Origin of the sequence: Sphingobacterium suaedae, assembly GCF_042684625.1 — a bacterium.
GTDB lineage: Bacteria > Bacteroidota > Bacteroidia > Sphingobacteriales > Sphingobacteriaceae > Sphingobacterium > Sphingobacterium suaedae.
In genome coordinates, this window is record NZ_JBHULR010000005.1 from 210,210 (window position 1) to 227,557 (window position 17,348).

Genomic DNA, 17,348 nt, shown 5'->3' on the forward strand with positions numbered 1-17,348 from the left:
TGACATTATGAAACGAATAACACGAAATGTACACCATATATCCTTTGCTGTTTTGTTGGGCGGTACGCTCCTGGCGAGCAGCTGTTCGAAAGATTTTCTTAAACCCGCCCCACTCTCTTTTTATGAACCGGGAGCTACATTTAACACAGAAGAGGGACTAATTGCTGCCATGGCGATCTGTGACCGGCACCTCAAAGCATATTGGGCCACCGATCACAATGAAATGCTGACGCTGGGCACGGAATATATTTTCTCCGAGATGATGGTTGCCGCGGCGACAGACAAACGCACGATGCTCTGTGACGTAGCCAACATGCTGACGCCAACGGAAGATGATGGTCCTAACTCAGACACCCATCAGAACCTGGGCAGGACCAACAGTATGTGGTATCTTTGGGACGAGACGTATAAAGGGATCATGTATGCCAATACCATTATCAACTACGTAGACAACGTCGAAGAGTTGGATGAAGCCACCAAAAATATGTACAAGGGCCGCGCCTATTTTCATCGTGCCTTCCGATACATGGCACTTGTTTTTCAATATGGGGACGTACCGCTCGTGACCAAATTGTTGGAAGTGCCCAAGCAGAATTACCGTAGCACGACACGTGATGCCATTCTAACGATGCTTACCCGTGATATGGAGCTCGCCGTAGAATGGGTGCCGGAACAAAGCCAAATGGGCCTTATCGGTATGGTGAACAAAGGAGCCTGCCGCATGCTGCTCGCCAAATGCTATCTTGCTGTCGGCGAATATGCCAAAGCTAAAGAACAATTGGATATCCTGATTGACCAATCGGGTTACTCGCTCATGGAAAATACTTTTGGCACCTTTAATGACGGCGGGGAACCGCTGACCTGGCCCATTACCCGCAATGTTATCTGGGACCTGCATCGCCCGGAAAACAAATTGATCGCTGCCAACCGGGAGGTGATCATGGGGATGCCGAACCGCGGCGCCGAAGCGGAATCCTTCATTAAAATGTTGACGATGCGTATTCTCTACCCGTTTGTATTTGACGGAAGATTGCAAACCTCAGACGGAAAACAGGCGTTGCTAAACATTAAACGCAACAGCGCCGACTACAATTCTAAATACGATTATATGCGGGCTTTCGGACGCGGTATTGCGACATTCCGCCCGACGAGTTTCTCGACAGACGGTTTATGGCATGTAAACGGAAAGCTGGACGAAGGCGATTTAAGGCATAGTTCGGCCAGCGGCAACTGGATAAAAATGGAAGATTACCGTGTGAACAATAAAGCTTCAATCGATTTTGGCAAACCCTTGACCCTCTTCAATCCAAAGAATGGCGCCTTGCTCTGCAGCGATACCATACGCCGTTGGTTTGATGTGCCTCACTACAAGCTATTTTTAGATGACCCAGTCAATGATGCCAATATCACGGGATCAGATGGTCTTCGCGGCGCAACTAATGGCAGCAATGCAGACTGGTACCTATATCGGTTGGCCGAAGCTTATCTTCTGCGTGCTGAAGCAAAATATTACATAAATCCCGGAGACGGAACAATTAAAGACGACCTGAATGCCGTTCGGCAGCGCGCACAATGTAGCGAACTGTATCAAGGCGTAGTCAGCATCGGCGACATTATGAATGAGCGTGCCCGTGAACTGTACTGGGAAGAGTGGCGCAACGTGGAACTAAAGCGGGTATCGTTGTGCCTGGCGCGTAGTGGCCAACCAGACGAATGGGGTAACACGTATAGTTTGGATAATTTTGATAAACAGAGCGGTACGGGTACGACAGGCGGCAGCTATTGGTATCAACGGATCGTACACTACAGCCTGTACAACAAAGGCCCTATACAAATCAATGCCACAGGAAATAGCAATCCGAATTATACCATGGATAAGAAAAACATGTATTGGCCAATTCCGTTTTCCGCGATCACCGCAAACAATCGGGGACAGCTGAGCCAGAACTATGGCTATGACGGGTACGACGCTACTACGCCAAAATGGGACAACTGGGAAGACGCTGTCGCAGATGAGGGAACCATCGGCAACTGATATCCAAAGTCTAGAAAAGTATCTTTCGATAAAGGTCTATTGAATATCTCGATTCTATAGAAAGGTTTAGATGTAACAGTATAGAGCCATATTTAACCGTTAGCACCATATTGAACAAGAAAAGGCTTCCAAAACGATGTATGGAAGCCTTTTAAGCGAATAAATATTCTGATTAATCGTTCTGTACGATTTGTGGATTAGCATCCAATTCCGCTCTTGGGAATAAGAACTGCCACTGTACGTCTCCAGCAGGAACTTTCATAAAATTGTTCACTGAACCACCCGCATAGTTACTTACAACCGTACGGTCCAGTGGTTGATTCAATCGTTTTAAATCTAGATAGCGGAAACCTTCTCCCCACAATTCAACCCGACGATTTATCCAAATCTCTTCCAACAATTCGGCACCGGTTTTTGTAGTTTTTACAGCTGAAAGATTACGCGCCTTTGACAAGTCAAAAAGTGCATCTTGAGCTAATCCGTCTTGACCAGAGCTCGCATAAGCTTCTGCTAAAATTAAATACATTTCAGAAGTACGCATTAACGGAACGTCTCCTAATGCACCTCCCGGCGCCTTAATAGAGAACTTGCGAGACATATACGGTTGTCTTGCAAACGACGCCAAAGGTAACGGGAAGTTCTCAGGCGTAGGAGAAGGCTCCCATAGTTTTTTACGAACATCAGAATCAGCAATTTTATCATACAGTTCTTTATTAATTCGTTTGGGATTTGCTCTCATGTACGACGTATTCGCATTGTAAGCTATTTGAGCGAAGTACGAACCAAAAGCATCATCTTGATCTTGAGTTGGCATAGTCGCCCATATAAATTCGCTTAATGTTGCCGCATCATTAAACCCTTTTAGGTAATTCTCTTGGTTCATAAGCGGGTAGGAATTCGAATCAATTATCTTCTTGGCATACAAAACCGCGTTATCATAATCCTGCATCGTTAATGCTACCCGTGCACGAAGTCCCCAAATGACATGCAAGTTGACTTGCGACTTATTGGAACGTGCTGTTATATTGAATGCCATCGCTTCGTCTAAATCCTTGATAATCGCATTATAGATTTCACTCACTGTGGATCTCGGCAAAGCTCCATCCGAAGATTTCTGGACAAGTGGCACGCCTAACTGATCATTATTAGCTAGCGATTTGTCATATCGTTTTGCATATAATTGCACTAAATAGGAATACGCATATGCTCGTAATGTGAGCGCCTGCGCTTTCAATGCGTTCTTTTGGTCATCTGTAGCAGTAACGCCATCTATATTATCTAAGATAAAATTGGCATCACCGACCATCTTATAAAATGTTCGATAGTAATACTCATTTACGTTATGGTTATCATTTCGGGCTGCCAACCAATTTCCTTCTCCCGTTGAGGTATACCAATTCGCTGCGCTGATTCCGACATCTTCCCCCATAAAATCCAATCCTAACAATATCCCTGTCACACCAGGCTTATTCTGAGCGTTGGTCGTCACAATAGTTGTTCTTTCGAACATAAACCGGTAGATCCCGTTTATGGCGGTGTTTGCATTTTCAATGGAACTAAAGATCTCTTCTTGAGTAACTTTGTCTGTCGGTGATGTTTCCAAATAATCCTTACTACATCCCGTCACCGCAAAGAGTAGCGAAGCCGCACATATCGTCAATATATTTTTTTTCATGATTTCTTGTCTTTTACTATTAAAAACCAACACTCAATCCTAAACTAAACATTCTTGTCGGCAGAAATGTCGTACTATTCGTACCGTCAAATGCCTCCGTCGGATTTAATCCTTGTCTTTTGCTATATAGTGCTAAGTTCTCTCCCGTAAAAAATACCCTGGCAGATGACATATCTATTTTTTTCATCCAGCTTGAAGGCAGTCTGTAAGAAAGATTGACATTTCTAACGCTTAAATATGATGCATCGATCAACCATCGAGTTGAAGCGGCATTTATATTTGCACTATTCGCTTGATCTAGCCTAGGGATATCGCTCCCTTTATTATCTGTTCTCCAAGCATTTAAGGCATCTACATGGTAGGATTTTCCAAACGAGTTGGTACTCATAAGGCTTGCATATTGGCTATCATATATTTTACCACCAATTTGATATGTCAATAAAAATGAGAGAGAGAGGTCCTTATAAGAAAAGCTATTTAAAACGGAACCCATTACATCTGGAATCGCTGATCCAGAATAATCAAACTTTGCAAAGTTTTGGTTGGTCACATAGTTTACGCCATTAACCTCTCTTAACTGTGCAGGTGCGGTACCGTCGACTGGTATATAAAGTGAAGCTCCATCCGTTGGATCTACGCCCGCATATTGTCTGAGCCAAAATGCATAGTAATCCTTTCCAACTTCCCGTTTTTTTGTACCAGATATAATAGTTGGAGTCTCTGCAGGCATCTTCGTAATTTCGTTCTTAAACGTTGTTAAGTTTTTTGTAAGTGTCCAAACAAAATTCTCATTTTTGATGATATCTCCTGAGATAGAAATTTCGAATCCCGTGTTATACATGGATCCTACATTTCTAAATTGCGAGCTAACCGCTGAGGACAACGGGTTAGGTACTGACATCAGTAACTCATCCGATCCACGTTTGTAAAATTCAAACTCTCCTCGTAATCTGTTCTCAAAAAGACCAAAGTTAAGTCCGAGATTGAATGTATTTGATGATTCCCATGTCAATTCTGGATTTGCCAAGCTATATAAAATAGTGCCAGGAAGTCCTCCATTACTATATCCTAGATTATATAAGGCTTGATATCCAAAATAAATACGATTTCCATCAGCGTCGAGAAGATTGTTGTTTCCAACTTGACCATATGAGGTCTTTAAACGCAGATCATTTATCCAGCTTACATCCTTCAAGAAACTTTCTTTAGAAATAGCCCACGCACCACCTAGAGAAAAGAAAGTTCCCCACCTATTCTCTTTTTGAAAAATTGAAGAACCGTCTGTTCGAACCGATCCGTCAATAAAATATTTTTCATCATAATTGTAAGAAGCCTTCGCAAAATAAGACTCTAATCTATTTACGTGCTTGTAGCCGCCAGCAGAATAAGGAGTTACATAGTTATCAAACTCACTAATATTAGATGTTATTTGTCCAACCTTCGTTGCCGTCCTTCTGCTAAAAGAATAATCATAATTTTCGTGGCCGACCAACGCGGAAATATTGTGCAAGTCTAAAGATTTACGATAAGACAGAACCTGATTGAAGGTGTAGGAGCGTATAAGATCATTTTCATCGGAGCCTAACCCGTTATAGGATACGCCATCACCAACTTTCTTATTCCAATTGTAGTCAAAATTACGATTCGTAAGATCGACACTAACGGACGGTGTAAATGTAAAGTCCTTCAGGAACTTAACCTCCAAAAATCCACGTCCGCCTAAAACAGTTCTTCTATTTAGTCGATTGTTAAGAATTGTTTCATAAATTACGTGTCGTCCTGGACTTGCTCCATTAGGTCTGTTTAACGCTCCTGGATGCATTCCGTAATCATAGTAGTGTTCACCGGTTACCGCATCATAGATAGGCTCCCCCGACGCATGATCATAAGCATGTACAGGATAGATCGGTCCTAACCCCCGTATGAAACTAAAAGGGTTAACGAACGAACTCGCATTTCCTGTAGACGCGTCAACAGCCAACGATCCTGTAGAGGAAGCAGCCGAAATATTCACCCCTGCCTTTAACCATTCTTTTAGCTGTGAGTTAACGTTAATACGTCCGTTAAATCTTTTGAAATCTGAATTTAGAATGTAGCCTTGATCATTCAAATACCCCAACGAGACATAAAAGTCGGATTTCTCCGCGCTACCTGAAAAATTCACATTCGCATCGGTCCGTTTACCAGTTCGTTGAATTGCATCAAACCAATTAAAATCGTCATATTTAAGTCCTGCATTCGGATTCATCTTACCATCCGCTGTAAGGATTTCATTGTCTGCGACATTAAAAGGATTATAGACTAAACTATTTTTAACCGAATTCAAAGCAGCCTGTATAGCGTCAGCTTCAGATAATGCTCCTGTTCCTGAGGCAGGATACATGCGGGAGTGCTTCACAGCCTGAAAAACCGTTGGATAATAGTCCATGATACCCACAGTCTCATATTCTTTAATACCACGCTCAGAAATACCCTGAGTGATTGATGCGCTAAGCTTTGGCGCCCCACGACCTTTCTTTGTCGTAATCATAATCACTCCATTTCCTGCCCGAGATCCATAAAGTGCAGCCGATGTCGCATCTTTTAATATAGACATGCTCTCAATATCCTCTGCATTCAAGTCGCCAATATTACCATCGAAAACAGCCCCATCAACAACATACAATGGTGCGCTAGACGCACTCATAGAACCAAATCCGCGCAAGCGAACATTGGCTCCTGTACCAGGCTGCCCATTTCCAGACGAAACGGAGATACCAGGTGCCATACCAGCCAAAGCATTCGATACGTTTGTCACCGTACGTTTGCTTAAATCTTCAGAACTAATAGTCGCTATAGAACCCGTTACTTCCGATCGTTTTGCAGTACCGTAAGCCACGACGACAACTTCGTCTAAAGTCGAGTTTTCGTCCACCAACTGAATATTAATGACGGATTGATTACCTACAGCAACACGTTGAGAGACGAAACCAATGTACGAAAAAGATAAAGTGGCAGATGTAGGAACATCAATTGAATAGTTCCCCTGATTATCGGTTTGTGTACCGGTTGAGGTTCCCACAACGGATACCGACACTCCACTTATTGGACTACCATCCGTTGTAGACGTTACTTTTCCACTCACCTGCCGATTTTGTGCAAACGACTGTCCAATTAGACAGGTCAACACAAAAATAAAACTGAGTAATTTTTGTTTCATGTGTATTTATTTGTTTAGTTAATATAAGTCTTGGCTTTATTTTTATAAATAATTAGGATAACCCTAATGAGAACGTTCCCAACAACATTCTGTCGCGGCGTCACTACATTATTCAGTAAAAAACACGCTAGGTAAACAGCTTGCTAATGAGTTAGTGCAAGAAAGCGCCGATAGAGATGAATAATTTTTGTTTCATGTTGTTGTTGTTTAGTTAGTAGTTTGTTTTCCGACAGGAAGTAACAATGTGTTAGTAGCGATTGTTAATTTCTGTTAAAATTTAATTTTCGCTAATATAAGGGGTTAAGGCATAACTTCAAAGAAAAAGAAAAAGAAAGTTTAGATTGGTGCTGTTATAAATCCTTAAATATTCCAAGATTACATATAGCTGTTTAAAAAAACGTTTCTCTAAACCAATATTCTTATAATAGATACGAATTAAAGATTTACAAACGGAAATAAATTAATATCCGCGCACGCGGATGCGTATATAAGCTCCTTCCAATAAAAAAAGGTGTCGAAACACTTTTATTGGACTGCCCCCAAAAGTTTCAATATTAATATTCAGCAAGATAAAATAGAAATAAAAAAGCCCAGTTACGGAAACCGGGCTTTATATTATTCATCAAATTTTTATGAATTAATTGTATCCTTGATTCTGAATGATATTTTGGTTTGCACGCGTCACTGATTCTGGATAAGGTAAAGCCCACTCCCTTGCGCTAGATGCCAATGAACATTCTCCAGATGAAGACACCGACGTACCGCACGGTGCTCCGCGCTGAATCGTTCTTGAGGTACGTTTCAGATCGAAGAATCGATGGCCTTCACCGAATAACTCTCTCCTTCGTTCGTTGGCAATTTCATTTAATAAAACCGCGCCCGAAACATTTACATTCGTATATCCCGCTATTCTAGCCGCCCGCAACGTGTTCAGATCTTGCAGACCCTGCACCTCTTTTGCTTGACCACTTCGTGCCCTAGCTTCTGCCCGGATAAGGTACATTTCGCCCGTACGGAACACATTTACGTTTGCAACACCATCTAATGTTGTCCCTTTTCCCTGATATTTCTTGATTGTCAGTTGATTAGCTTCTGCCGCATCAGGATCCGCCTTAAAGAAGGCATCGAACCGTATATCATTTTCGCGGATTAAACCCGATGAACCGTCCCCTACTGCGATGTCGTAAGATGGTCTAAACGGATTTCTATTACTGTTCGGAAAATATACCAAATATGTCGGCCCACCTTGTCCAGCTTCAAACTGCACATTCCAAATAATCTCTCCAGCGCTAGTCTGGTTGTACATGCCAGAAAAAGCATTTTGATTTAAATTGACCAATGGACGCGCGTTGATAGCAGCCGTTGCTGCCGCTTCTGCTTCTGCCCACAGCCCCGCGTAGAGATATGTTCTCGCTTGAAGGGCATGGACGCCAGTTAAATCGATAAAAGGCCGTGATAGCGCGTTCCCCGAGTTGATCTCTTGATCCGTATTCTGTAACAGGCTTTTGGCTTGATCTAGATCAGCGAAAAGCAAGTCATAGAACTCTTTATTTGTATGTCTTGCGGGTTTCGCATCTGTTGACACCAAAAACTCCGTACTGTAAAATACAGCGAGGTCGTTCGTACTGCTCCGGTCAAACGACGGCGCAAAATAACGGAATAAATCAAAATGCGCCAAAGCGCGGATAGCATATGCTTGTCCCTTTATACGGTTGACACGCAACTCATTGCCTTCTCTAAATTTATCGGCGTCCCGAATAACAATATTAGCTGCCGCGATCACTTTATATGCAGCAGTATACATCAACGAGACCTGTTCCGTAGACTCATTATACAACCAGTCCGCCATGCTCCTAGAATTGGCCAAAGATTGACTTGCCGATTCGAAGAAATTATCACTCATAACGTCTGGCATCAGCACCCACGAAGCGCCGGTTCCACTTGCAGACCCAAAATAGTCCGCATCCCTGAATCCTGCGTAAGCCCCAGATAATACTTGCTCCACTTGATCCAGCGTAGACGGGTTGGTTAGCGCATCCAATTCAAATTCCGGATACAGTTCTACTAGATCGTTTTTACTACATGAGGGGATAAAAACCGTTATCAACAATAACATCGCCATCACTAACTTACTATATATCTTATTCATCGTATTCAATTTATTTTTACGTTAGAATCCAATATTAACACCAAAAGTTGTCTGCACCATTGTAGGATAAACAGCTCCCGAATGTGCTCCATTTGTCACAAGCTCAGGATCGTAATTCTTATATTTCGTGGCGGTCAACCAATTTTGGCCTTGTACAAATACGCGTAACGAACGAATCTTAGCTTTGTCCAATACCGATGCTGGCAAATTATAGCCTATCGTCACGTTCCGTAACCTCCAAAAATTAGCATTTTCCAAATATCGGGTTGTTTCTTGCTGAAACGCATTTCCTCCACTTGTGCCGGGCCGCGGAACATTTGTAATATCACCAGGATTTTGCCATTCATTAAGCATATCAACGGATAGATTATCCCAATAATATTGTGGGTGCGTTAAGTTCACCATATCATTATTAAAGAGCTTTCTGCCGATGAAAAACGACGCCTGCGCTGCAAAATCAAATCCTTTGTAAGAGAAAGACGTAAAGACCCCTCCAAAATAAGGCGCGTCTGATGTCCCTTGGATAACCTTGTAGGACGCGTTATACGCTGTTCCCTCCACGATATTACCATCTAAATCATAGTACTGAGCATTACCGTTTTCAGGATTCACACCGGCGTAGTTAACCAAGAAGTAACTATTTAAGGCATGACCTTCGGCTAAAATAGTAATTCCCTGAACCAAAGAATCCTGTGGCAAGCTCTTAATCCGGTTTTTATTATAGGTAAAGTTTCCACCGATGGTCCATTTCAGGTCATTATTCCGAATGACATCTACACTTAAATCAACCTCTACACCGGAGTTGGTCATTGTACCCGAGTTGCCCAAAATTGTAGTGAACCCGGAGCTAGCGGGATCGACAGGAATATTATAGAACAGGTTTGATGTTTCCCGGTTATAGACATCTACCGAACCGAAAATTCTGTTCTGCCATAATCCGAAATTAACACCAACATTGGTGGTTTTACTAATTTCCCAGGTCAAATCCGGGTTTCCTGCTTCCGATGGAGACCAACCCGAAACCCCTGCATATGTAATTCGACCAAATAAAGGCAATGGATATTCTGCATCTCCAGCGTTACCATTAGATCCGTAACTAGCTCGAAGTTGCAAGTTGCTGATTACAGGCACTTGTTTTATAAACTCTTCGTCGGAAATAGACCAGGTTGCGCCGATGGATCCAAAATTTGCATATCGGCGATTAATACCGAACCGCGACGACCCATCCCTACGTCCAACTAGGTTTAAGTAATACTTGTCTTTATAACCATAATTGGCCATAGCAAAATATGAAAGAAGCCCGGCTTGATTTCCATCACCGAAAACAGAAGGAATATAGTTTGTGTTTGTCCCACTTCCCGCTGTTATACCGGTCTCGTTATTAAATCCATTTGTAAAGCCATATCCGGTAAATCCAAATCTTCTATAATCATTTTTGACAACCTCGGCAAAAATACCAGCGGTAATTTCATGATCCTCGAATTTTCCAGAATAGTTTAATGATGTTGTCCCCGTATACCGAAAGTTTCGGTCCATATTTCTCTGTAAAGACCCGTTTCTTGCTTGCGCTCCAGATGTACGCGGATCATTAAAAATCGCATTTTCATTTTGTGTATAATCAATCCCCCAATTGGTTCGTGCATACAATCCATCAAGGAAGGGAAAATGAAACTCCACATAAGATGTTCCTAGCCCCTTTATCTGATTTCTCCAGTTGTAATCCAAAGCTAGCTCCATCGCGCCATTCGGCTGTCCCGAAATCAAATTACCGGGCCCGCCACCTCGATCCTGATTCCATAAATCTGTACCCGGTATCTTGTCTGTTTCATAAGGATTGGACCAACGTGCAGCATTAAGCGGCGTATTCGTATAAGTATCTCCTTCTACGGTTCGGTTCATCTTCGAAAAACCACCACTAACGTTTAGACCAAATCGCCAACTTCCTTTTTTTCCATCCAAATTGACCCTTGCAGTATACCTCTTTAATCCAGTAGTCTTAACGACCCCGTCTTGATCAAAATAAGATAAAGATCCAAAATAGGTGGAGTTTTCTCCTCCCCCTGCAGCTTCGATCGAATGTTCCTGCGTTTTTCCTTTTTGAAGCAACGCATCAGTCCACCTAAAATTCACATTTCGCAGACTGTCCGCCTCTTCATCTGACCACCCGTAGGGGTTACCACGTTGCATTTCATAATCAATTTTTTGGCTGCTGTTCATTGTTATCAGCCTATCTTTAGGTAAATTGCTGAAGCCAAACTGAGACCTATAGTTGAACTTAATTGGACCTTGACTTCCTTTCTTAGAAGTTAAGACAATGACACCGTTTGCGCCCCGAGATCCGTAAATAGCCGAAGATACCGCATCTTTCAAGATATCAACAGAAGCAAAATCAGAGGAGTTCATGGATGCAAAGTCGGCCGCAGAAATTTCCATTCCGTCTAAGATATACAAAGGCGCGTTTCCTCCATTGATGGATCCATTTCCTCGGATTCGAACGATAGCATTTGTTCCCGGCTGCCCACTTTGGCCTACAACAGAAACACCTGGAGCTGCGGCTTGTAAAGCTGCATCTAAAGATCCGACCGTTTGCCGACTAAAATCTTCCATTCTTACCGATGAAGAAGCTCCCGCAAATGTTTTTTTCTGAATCCGAGCATAACCTGTGATTACGACCTCGTCCAATGCCTCCGTACCGTCAGTCAATACGACATTAATTACGGTTCTACCGTCGACCGGTATACGTTGCGCTTCGAACCCAACAGAACTAAACGAGATCGTTGAATTCGTCGGCACAGAAAGGGTATAACTCCCCTCTGCATCCGTCTGTGTAGCTACAGATGTTCCAACGACTGCTACCGACACACCGCCAATGGCATTCCCTGTAGAAGCACTTGTTACCCGCCCGCTTACTTGGCGGTTTTGCGCAAACGATTGACCAATTAAGCTGGTCAGCGCAAAAAGAAAACAAAGTAGTCTTTGATTCATAAAAATTGAGTTTAGTTAATAAAATTTCCTTTTATATTTCGGAGAAAGTTAGTAGTGTTATATTTCCCTTATTAGCAAACTATAACAAGCTATATGTTAAAATTTGTTAAACATTACAAATATATAACAATTTTGAAAAAGCAAACTATTTCAACACTCTTTTAACAATTCAATTGAATCAAAGTGTGAATAAATTCATATAACAAAAATCCCCGAAGTTAACTTCGGGGATCTAATTTATAAACTACGTACTTTTTTCGTATTTATGAATCATTAATTTACATCCCACCATACCGGCTTGTCAATCGACAAAGCACCAGGAAAGTTCGCATTTGATGTGATCTCCGAATTCGCGTAAGGCAAACGAAGCGGCATACGGCCTTCGCCTAACGTATTCGCTGCCGACTCTACGAAAAACGTCGGATACCCGGTTCTTCTCCACTCTGTCCACGCCTCAAATCCTTGAAATCCGCACATTGCATAATACTTCTGCGTAATAATCGATTCGATCTTTTTCGCAGCGGTTCCATTCGCAGGGAAAGCAACAGCCGACTGTCCAAGATACGTGCTTGCATCAACAGCCGAAAGACCGGCAGCCAAAAAACTAGCTTCAACTCCGGCTTGGTACAGGGCTTCGGCATCCCCTTCTCCCCAACCTCGCACGGCAGCTTCGGATTGCAGGAACAGACTTTCTGTCTTCGAGATTAATTTAGCCGGAGCCAATGCGGACCGCTCATTGTTGGCACTTGCACCAACCAATGCGGACGGTGACGATGCCATCACTTTTGTGTTAGACGCATAAGATCCTTGCGGAATAGCGACAACATGCACAGAATCTAATGGGATGTCGTAAAAGGCCAACAATCGAGGATCATTATTTTTTGTGAAAGCAGTAACCGCCGTACTACTTGCAACCATATTCTGCGTTTTTCCTAAGCCAACCATTTCGTTGTACAAAGGATTTTCGTTTCCGCCAGTAGTGGTATACGTAATAGAAGCATCGTTGGTCAAAAATTTGGCGTTTTCAGCGTAAAGCGTTTTGATACCGGCCGCGGCTTTCGTAGCGTCCACTTCAGATAAGCGAAGATAGGCACGCAAGGCCAACGTGTTTGCAAAAGCCTCCCACTGCGTAAGGTCTCCGCCAAATATCATATCTTGAGAAGATACTCCGGTTGCACTCGTCGCTTTAAAAAGGGCCTTACCTTTATCGATAAAGGTAAAAATCGAATCATAGACAACTTCCTGCCCCTCGTAGTTCGGGTTAACGAAGTCTTTTCCTTTTAAGGCCTCAGACAACGGAACATCCCCAAAAGCATCTGTAGCCAACTGAAAACCGTAGGCTTTTAAAATGTAAGCAATACCTTTGTAATATTCACTTCCGGCAACATCCGAATTAATGATCAGCTCGGCATTATTTAATGCGCTACGATACAAAATCGACCAAGAACGGTCAACGGCTGTGTTAAGAACACGGTACTGATCAATAGATCTATACTGACTAGAAGTGGGATTTTGCGTCCAATATTGTGCCCAAAAATTACCATATATCTGAAAAGAATTCCCCACAACCTGACTAAGACCAGCTTCAACAGTTGGCAACAAAAGACTAGGCTCTGCTTCATCGGGATTGTTCGGGTTTTCGTTTACGTCCAAAAATTTGTTACAACCTGTAAGTCCCAGGGTGCTAATAAAAGCAATACACAACAGCTTCTTAGCGCTTTTTATATTGAAAAAATTCATATGTTCTATTAGAATTAGAATGATACTTTAACATTGATACCATAGTTTCTCAACGACGGTTGAGCAGTAAAATCGAAACCTTGCGCATTACCTGCTCCTGCCGAGTTCACTTCTGGATCAGCAAATTTGTTTTCGCTTGGAGTCCAAATAAACAAGTTGTTACCGAACAAACCAACAGATGCTGCTCCAAACGGTGTGTTTTTCAACTGGTCGGCTCTTAACTTATATGTAATGGTCAGATTACGCAATTTTACGTAGCTACCATCTATCACACTGACACCACTTTGCATATTTGGGTAATAATCCACTTTATCATACGTAACATCGGTATTTACGATGGAATTCCCGTTAGCATCTAAATACACCGAATTCGGGAAAATTTGTCCGTAACGTTCCCCGCCAGTTTCTGCTGATGTCCCAACAAAGCCCATGATGTCTTTGGTACGAGAAAAGAATACTCCTCCTTGCTTGGTGTCGAACAACGTGCTCAAGGACCAGTTTTTATAATTAATAGTTGTTCCCAAGGAAGCTTGATAGTCCGGATTGTAAGATCCTAAATACTGAGCTTCTGCGCTTGCCAATGGAAGTCCGGTTTTGCTGTCTACAATAGTACGTCCTTGATCATCCGTTGCATCTGTAACCGCATAAAATTCGCCATATGTGCGCCCTTTTGCTGCTACGATAGACATGCCCGAAAAACCACCCACTGACACTTGGTCTATACCGTCCATCAATTCTACAACTTCACTATTGTTCTTCGTGAATGTTCCAAATAATTCCCATGAAAAATTATCCGTCTTAATAGGCGTTCCTCTCAATGTTAGCTCCACCCCGTTATTCCTTATTTTACCTGCATTTACGAGATAAAAGCCGTAACCTGTCGAGTTTGGAATTGGAATACTCAAAATCTGGTTTCTAGAATTGTTGTCGTAATAGGTAAAGTCTGCCAATAATCTATTGTTGAAAAAACCAAGTTCAGTTCCAATCTCAAAGGATGTTGTGATTTCCGGCTTCAATTCTATGTTTCCAATCGTGCTCCCCGACATCAAAGCTGCTACATTTCCAAAAGGGAATGTTGTACTTCCGAAACCGCTCAAGATCTCTCCTCTCGAAAAGGTGGTTAATAACTGATAGGGGTCAGTGTCGGATCCGACCTCCGCCCAGTTTGCACGAAGTTTACCATAACTCAAGATGTTTTTCACTGCCGGATTTAACAATTCAGAGAAGACAAATGATCCACTCACACTCGGATAAAAGAACGAATTGTTCTTTTTCGGCAATGTAGAAGACCAGTCATTCCGCGCTGTAGCTTGCAAATACACCATATTCTTATAAGAGACGTTTAAATCACCATACACGCCTACTAATCTTCTATTGCTCCAGGAGTCTTCGATCAAATCCAATGGCCCGTTACTATTGGCCAAGTTATACCATCCCGGTACAACAAGACCACCGCTTGCGTTTGTCGCTGTACTGTTGTTCGTCGTCTTCCGCTGGCGAATGTTATTACCCAACATCAATGATCCTGACCAATCTTCATTGAAATCATGCGTGGCAGTAGCCATGAAATCATGCACGATTTCATTTACATTATATTGGTCCACGCGATATTGCCCATTATCTGTTTGGATGTTTGCCGTTGCCGAATAGTTTCCAGTCGTTTTGTCTGCAGGTACAAAACTATACTTCGGCGATTCAGAACGTCTGCGATCTGAATAATTATCTAAACCTACGCGCTCTTGAAATGTTAACCATTCTAAGGGTTTATACGTAACGTTGAAATTACCTATAATGCGATTAACATCGTTGTAGTTGTTAAAGTTGTCCAATACCCAGTATGGATTCATGGAATAAGCCCCATAGTAACCGTACACATCGTTGTGTGACACCCCGTTCTCATCAACATAACCATAACCGTTGTACGGATTTGACAAATCTTTCAAGCCGACAACATCAATATCTCGTGGGGTCTGCAACAAATTGTTATACACCGATCCACCACCTTGACCACCGCCGACATTATTACTGTTGATTCGACTATAGCTTACTGAAATTCCCGCGCTGAACTTGTTTGAAAATTCTGTATTCCCATTAAAACGAACGCCGTATTTATTAAAGTTATCCTTCTTCCCCGGATAAACACCGTTTGAATTCAAGGCGTTAAGACCTAGATAAAAGGTCGATTTTTCACTACCTCCAGAGAAACTTAAATTGTTATCTGAAGCGACACCAAGATCAAAGAAATCACGGACATTATCCTTTACAGCAGAATAGTTTTTTTTCTGTCTAACACCGTTTATCGCTTGCCCCCATTCTTGTTCTTCGCCCGTAAATGGCGCTCCCCACGACCAGTTCTCCTTCGGATCATTCTCAAATAGCAAATTTCCTTGCTTATCGTAGTACGAATACCCTTGTCCATATTGGTTTTGAAGCTCTGGCAACTTCAACACGGATGACAAGGTATTCGTTGAACTAAACGTGATTTCATTTTTAGCACCTTTCTTACCGCTTTTCGTCGTGATGATAAGGGCACCGTTAGATGCTCTAGAACCATATAGAGCCGCTGCCGCAGGCCCTTTTAATACAGTTATGGACGCGATGTCATCTGGATTGATGTCATTACCACGATTACCGAAATCGACGCTTGCTAATGATGATGCACCACCGATCTTACTGGTATTGTCAATTGGCGTTCCATCTACGACGATCAACGCCTGGTTATTACCGGAGATTGACGATCCACCTCTTAAAACGACGCGTGATGAACTACCGGGAGAGTTAGAGGTTGATGTAATGTTTACACCTGCCACCTTACCTGCTAACGAATTTATTGCACTGGCATTCTTTCCGTCGGTCAATTCTTCCGCGTTCAATGTAGGCGCAGAATACCCCAACGATCTTTTCTCTCTTTTGATCGCATTCGCTGTCACGACAACCTCTTCCAGTGAGGTTTCGTCTTCCTGTAAGCTCACATTGATTTGTGTTTGCGTCGCAACGGGTATCCGTTGGCTCACATACCCGATGTACGAGAAAACAAGCGTTGCATTTTCCGGCACATTTAAGGAATAACTTCCGGAAGCATCCGTTTGTGTTGCCGATGAGGTGCCTAGAACGGCAACGGAACCTCCCATAATAGGTGAACCATCGGCTGCCGAGGTCACTTTACCACTCACTTGGCGATTCTGTGCATAGGCAGCCCCGATAAAGAGCGTACACAGCAGAATAAAACTGAGTAATTTTCGATTCATGTTTGTTTATGTTGTTTGTTAATTAATTTGCTATACAACATTGGCATCGAGCGAGAGCCGAACATTTCACGACATTCCAAAACGAATCAGAAGAAATATCGGCGAAAAAGGACATCAGACCCATTACCAAATTTTCTTTTGATAAGATAGAATTATAAGAAGGGTAGTAGCTTATTGTCAAGTCTTCAATAAGGGAAGCAAATATAGAGTCATAAAGTTGTTATTACAAGTTTTACAAAGAAAAACAAGCATTGCCCTATAAAAACAAAACAAAAAGCCAATAAAATTGAGAAACTTGAAAAGTGTAATTTTTTAAC

The 17,348-nt window shown here is 42.4% G+C and carries 7 protein-coding genes; 1 reads left to right on the forward strand and 6 read right to left on the reverse strand.

Annotation, left to right across the window (positions count from 1 at the left end):
• Positions 1 to 7: 7 nt before the first annotated feature.
• Positions 8 to 2,035 (forward strand): RagB/SusD family nutrient uptake outer membrane protein, encoded by a 2,028-nt coding sequence (locus ACFSR5_RS13705; RefSeq protein WP_380904713.1) that lies wholly within the window; start codon positions 8 to 10, stop codon positions 2,033 to 2,035.
• 172 nt (positions 2,036 to 2,207) lie between these two features.
• Here the strand turns inward: ACFSR5_RS13705 and ACFSR5_RS13710 are convergent, their stop codons facing one another.
• The 6 genes from ACFSR5_RS13710 to ACFSR5_RS13735 form a co-directional block, all read right to left on the reverse strand.
• Positions 2,208 to 3,710 carry a RagB/SusD family nutrient uptake outer membrane protein gene (locus ACFSR5_RS13710; protein ID WP_380904715.1) on the reverse strand — a complete coding sequence of 501 codons (1,503 nt, stop codon included), beginning with the start codon at positions 3,708 to 3,710 and terminating at the stop codon, positions 2,208 to 2,210.
• A gap of 19 nt (positions 3,711 to 3,729) precedes the next feature.
• A complete protein-coding gene (locus tag ACFSR5_RS13715) occupies positions 3,730 to 6,909 on the reverse strand; it encodes a SusC/RagA family TonB-linked outer membrane protein (RefSeq protein WP_380904717.1) in 3,180 nt (1,059 codons plus the stop codon).
• 637 nt (positions 6,910 to 7,546) lie between these two features.
• Positions 7,547 to 9,058 carry a RagB/SusD family nutrient uptake outer membrane protein gene (locus ACFSR5_RS13720; RefSeq protein ID WP_380904719.1) on the reverse strand — a complete coding sequence of 504 codons (1,512 nt, stop codon included), beginning with the start codon at positions 9,056 to 9,058 and terminating at the stop codon, positions 7,547 to 7,549.
• Positions 9,059 to 9,079: 21 nt separating this feature from the next.
• A complete protein-coding gene (locus ACFSR5_RS13725; protein WP_380904721.1) occupies positions 9,080 to 12,043 on the reverse strand; it encodes a SusC/RagA family TonB-linked outer membrane protein in 2,964 nt (987 codons plus the stop codon).
• Positions 12,044 to 12,316: 273 nt separating this feature from the next.
• Positions 12,317 to 13,783, reverse strand: a complete 1,467-nt coding sequence (locus ACFSR5_RS13730; RefSeq protein ID WP_380904723.1) for a SusD/RagB family nutrient-binding outer membrane lipoprotein — start codon at positions 13,781 to 13,783, stop codon at positions 12,317 to 12,319.
• Positions 13,784 to 13,797: 14 nt separating this feature from the next.
• Entirely contained in the window at positions 13,798 to 17,031 is a 3,234-nt protein-coding gene (locus ACFSR5_RS13735) for a SusC/RagA family TonB-linked outer membrane protein (protein WP_380904725.1), read from the reverse strand.
• Between the last annotated feature and the right edge of the window lie 317 nt (positions 17,032 to 17,348).

Coding starts and splice junctions, on each gene's coding strand:
- ACFSR5_RS13705 (WP_380904713.1), top strand. CDS start 8: ATGAAACGAATAACACGAAATGTACACCATATATCCTTTGCTGTTTTG.
- ACFSR5_RS13710 (WP_380904715.1), bottom strand. CDS start 3,710: ATGAAAAAAAATATATTGACGATATGTGCGGCTTCGCTACTCTTTGCG.
- ACFSR5_RS13715 (WP_380904717.1), bottom strand. CDS start 6,909: ATGAAACAAAAATTACTCAGTTTTATTTTTGTGTTGACCTGTCTAATT.
- ACFSR5_RS13720 (WP_380904719.1), bottom strand. CDS start 9,058: ATGAATAAGATATATAGTAAGTTAGTGATGGCGATGTTATTGTTGATA.
- ACFSR5_RS13725 (WP_380904721.1), bottom strand. CDS start 12,043: ATGAATCAAAGACTACTTTGTTTTCTTTTTGCGCTGACCAGCTTAATT.
- ACFSR5_RS13730 (WP_380904723.1), bottom strand. CDS start 13,783: ATGAATTTTTTCAATATAAAAAGCGCTAAGAAGCTGTTGTGTATTGCT.
- ACFSR5_RS13735 (WP_380904725.1), bottom strand. CDS start 17,031: ATGAATCGAAAATTACTCAGTTTTATTCTGCTGTGTACGCTCTTTATC.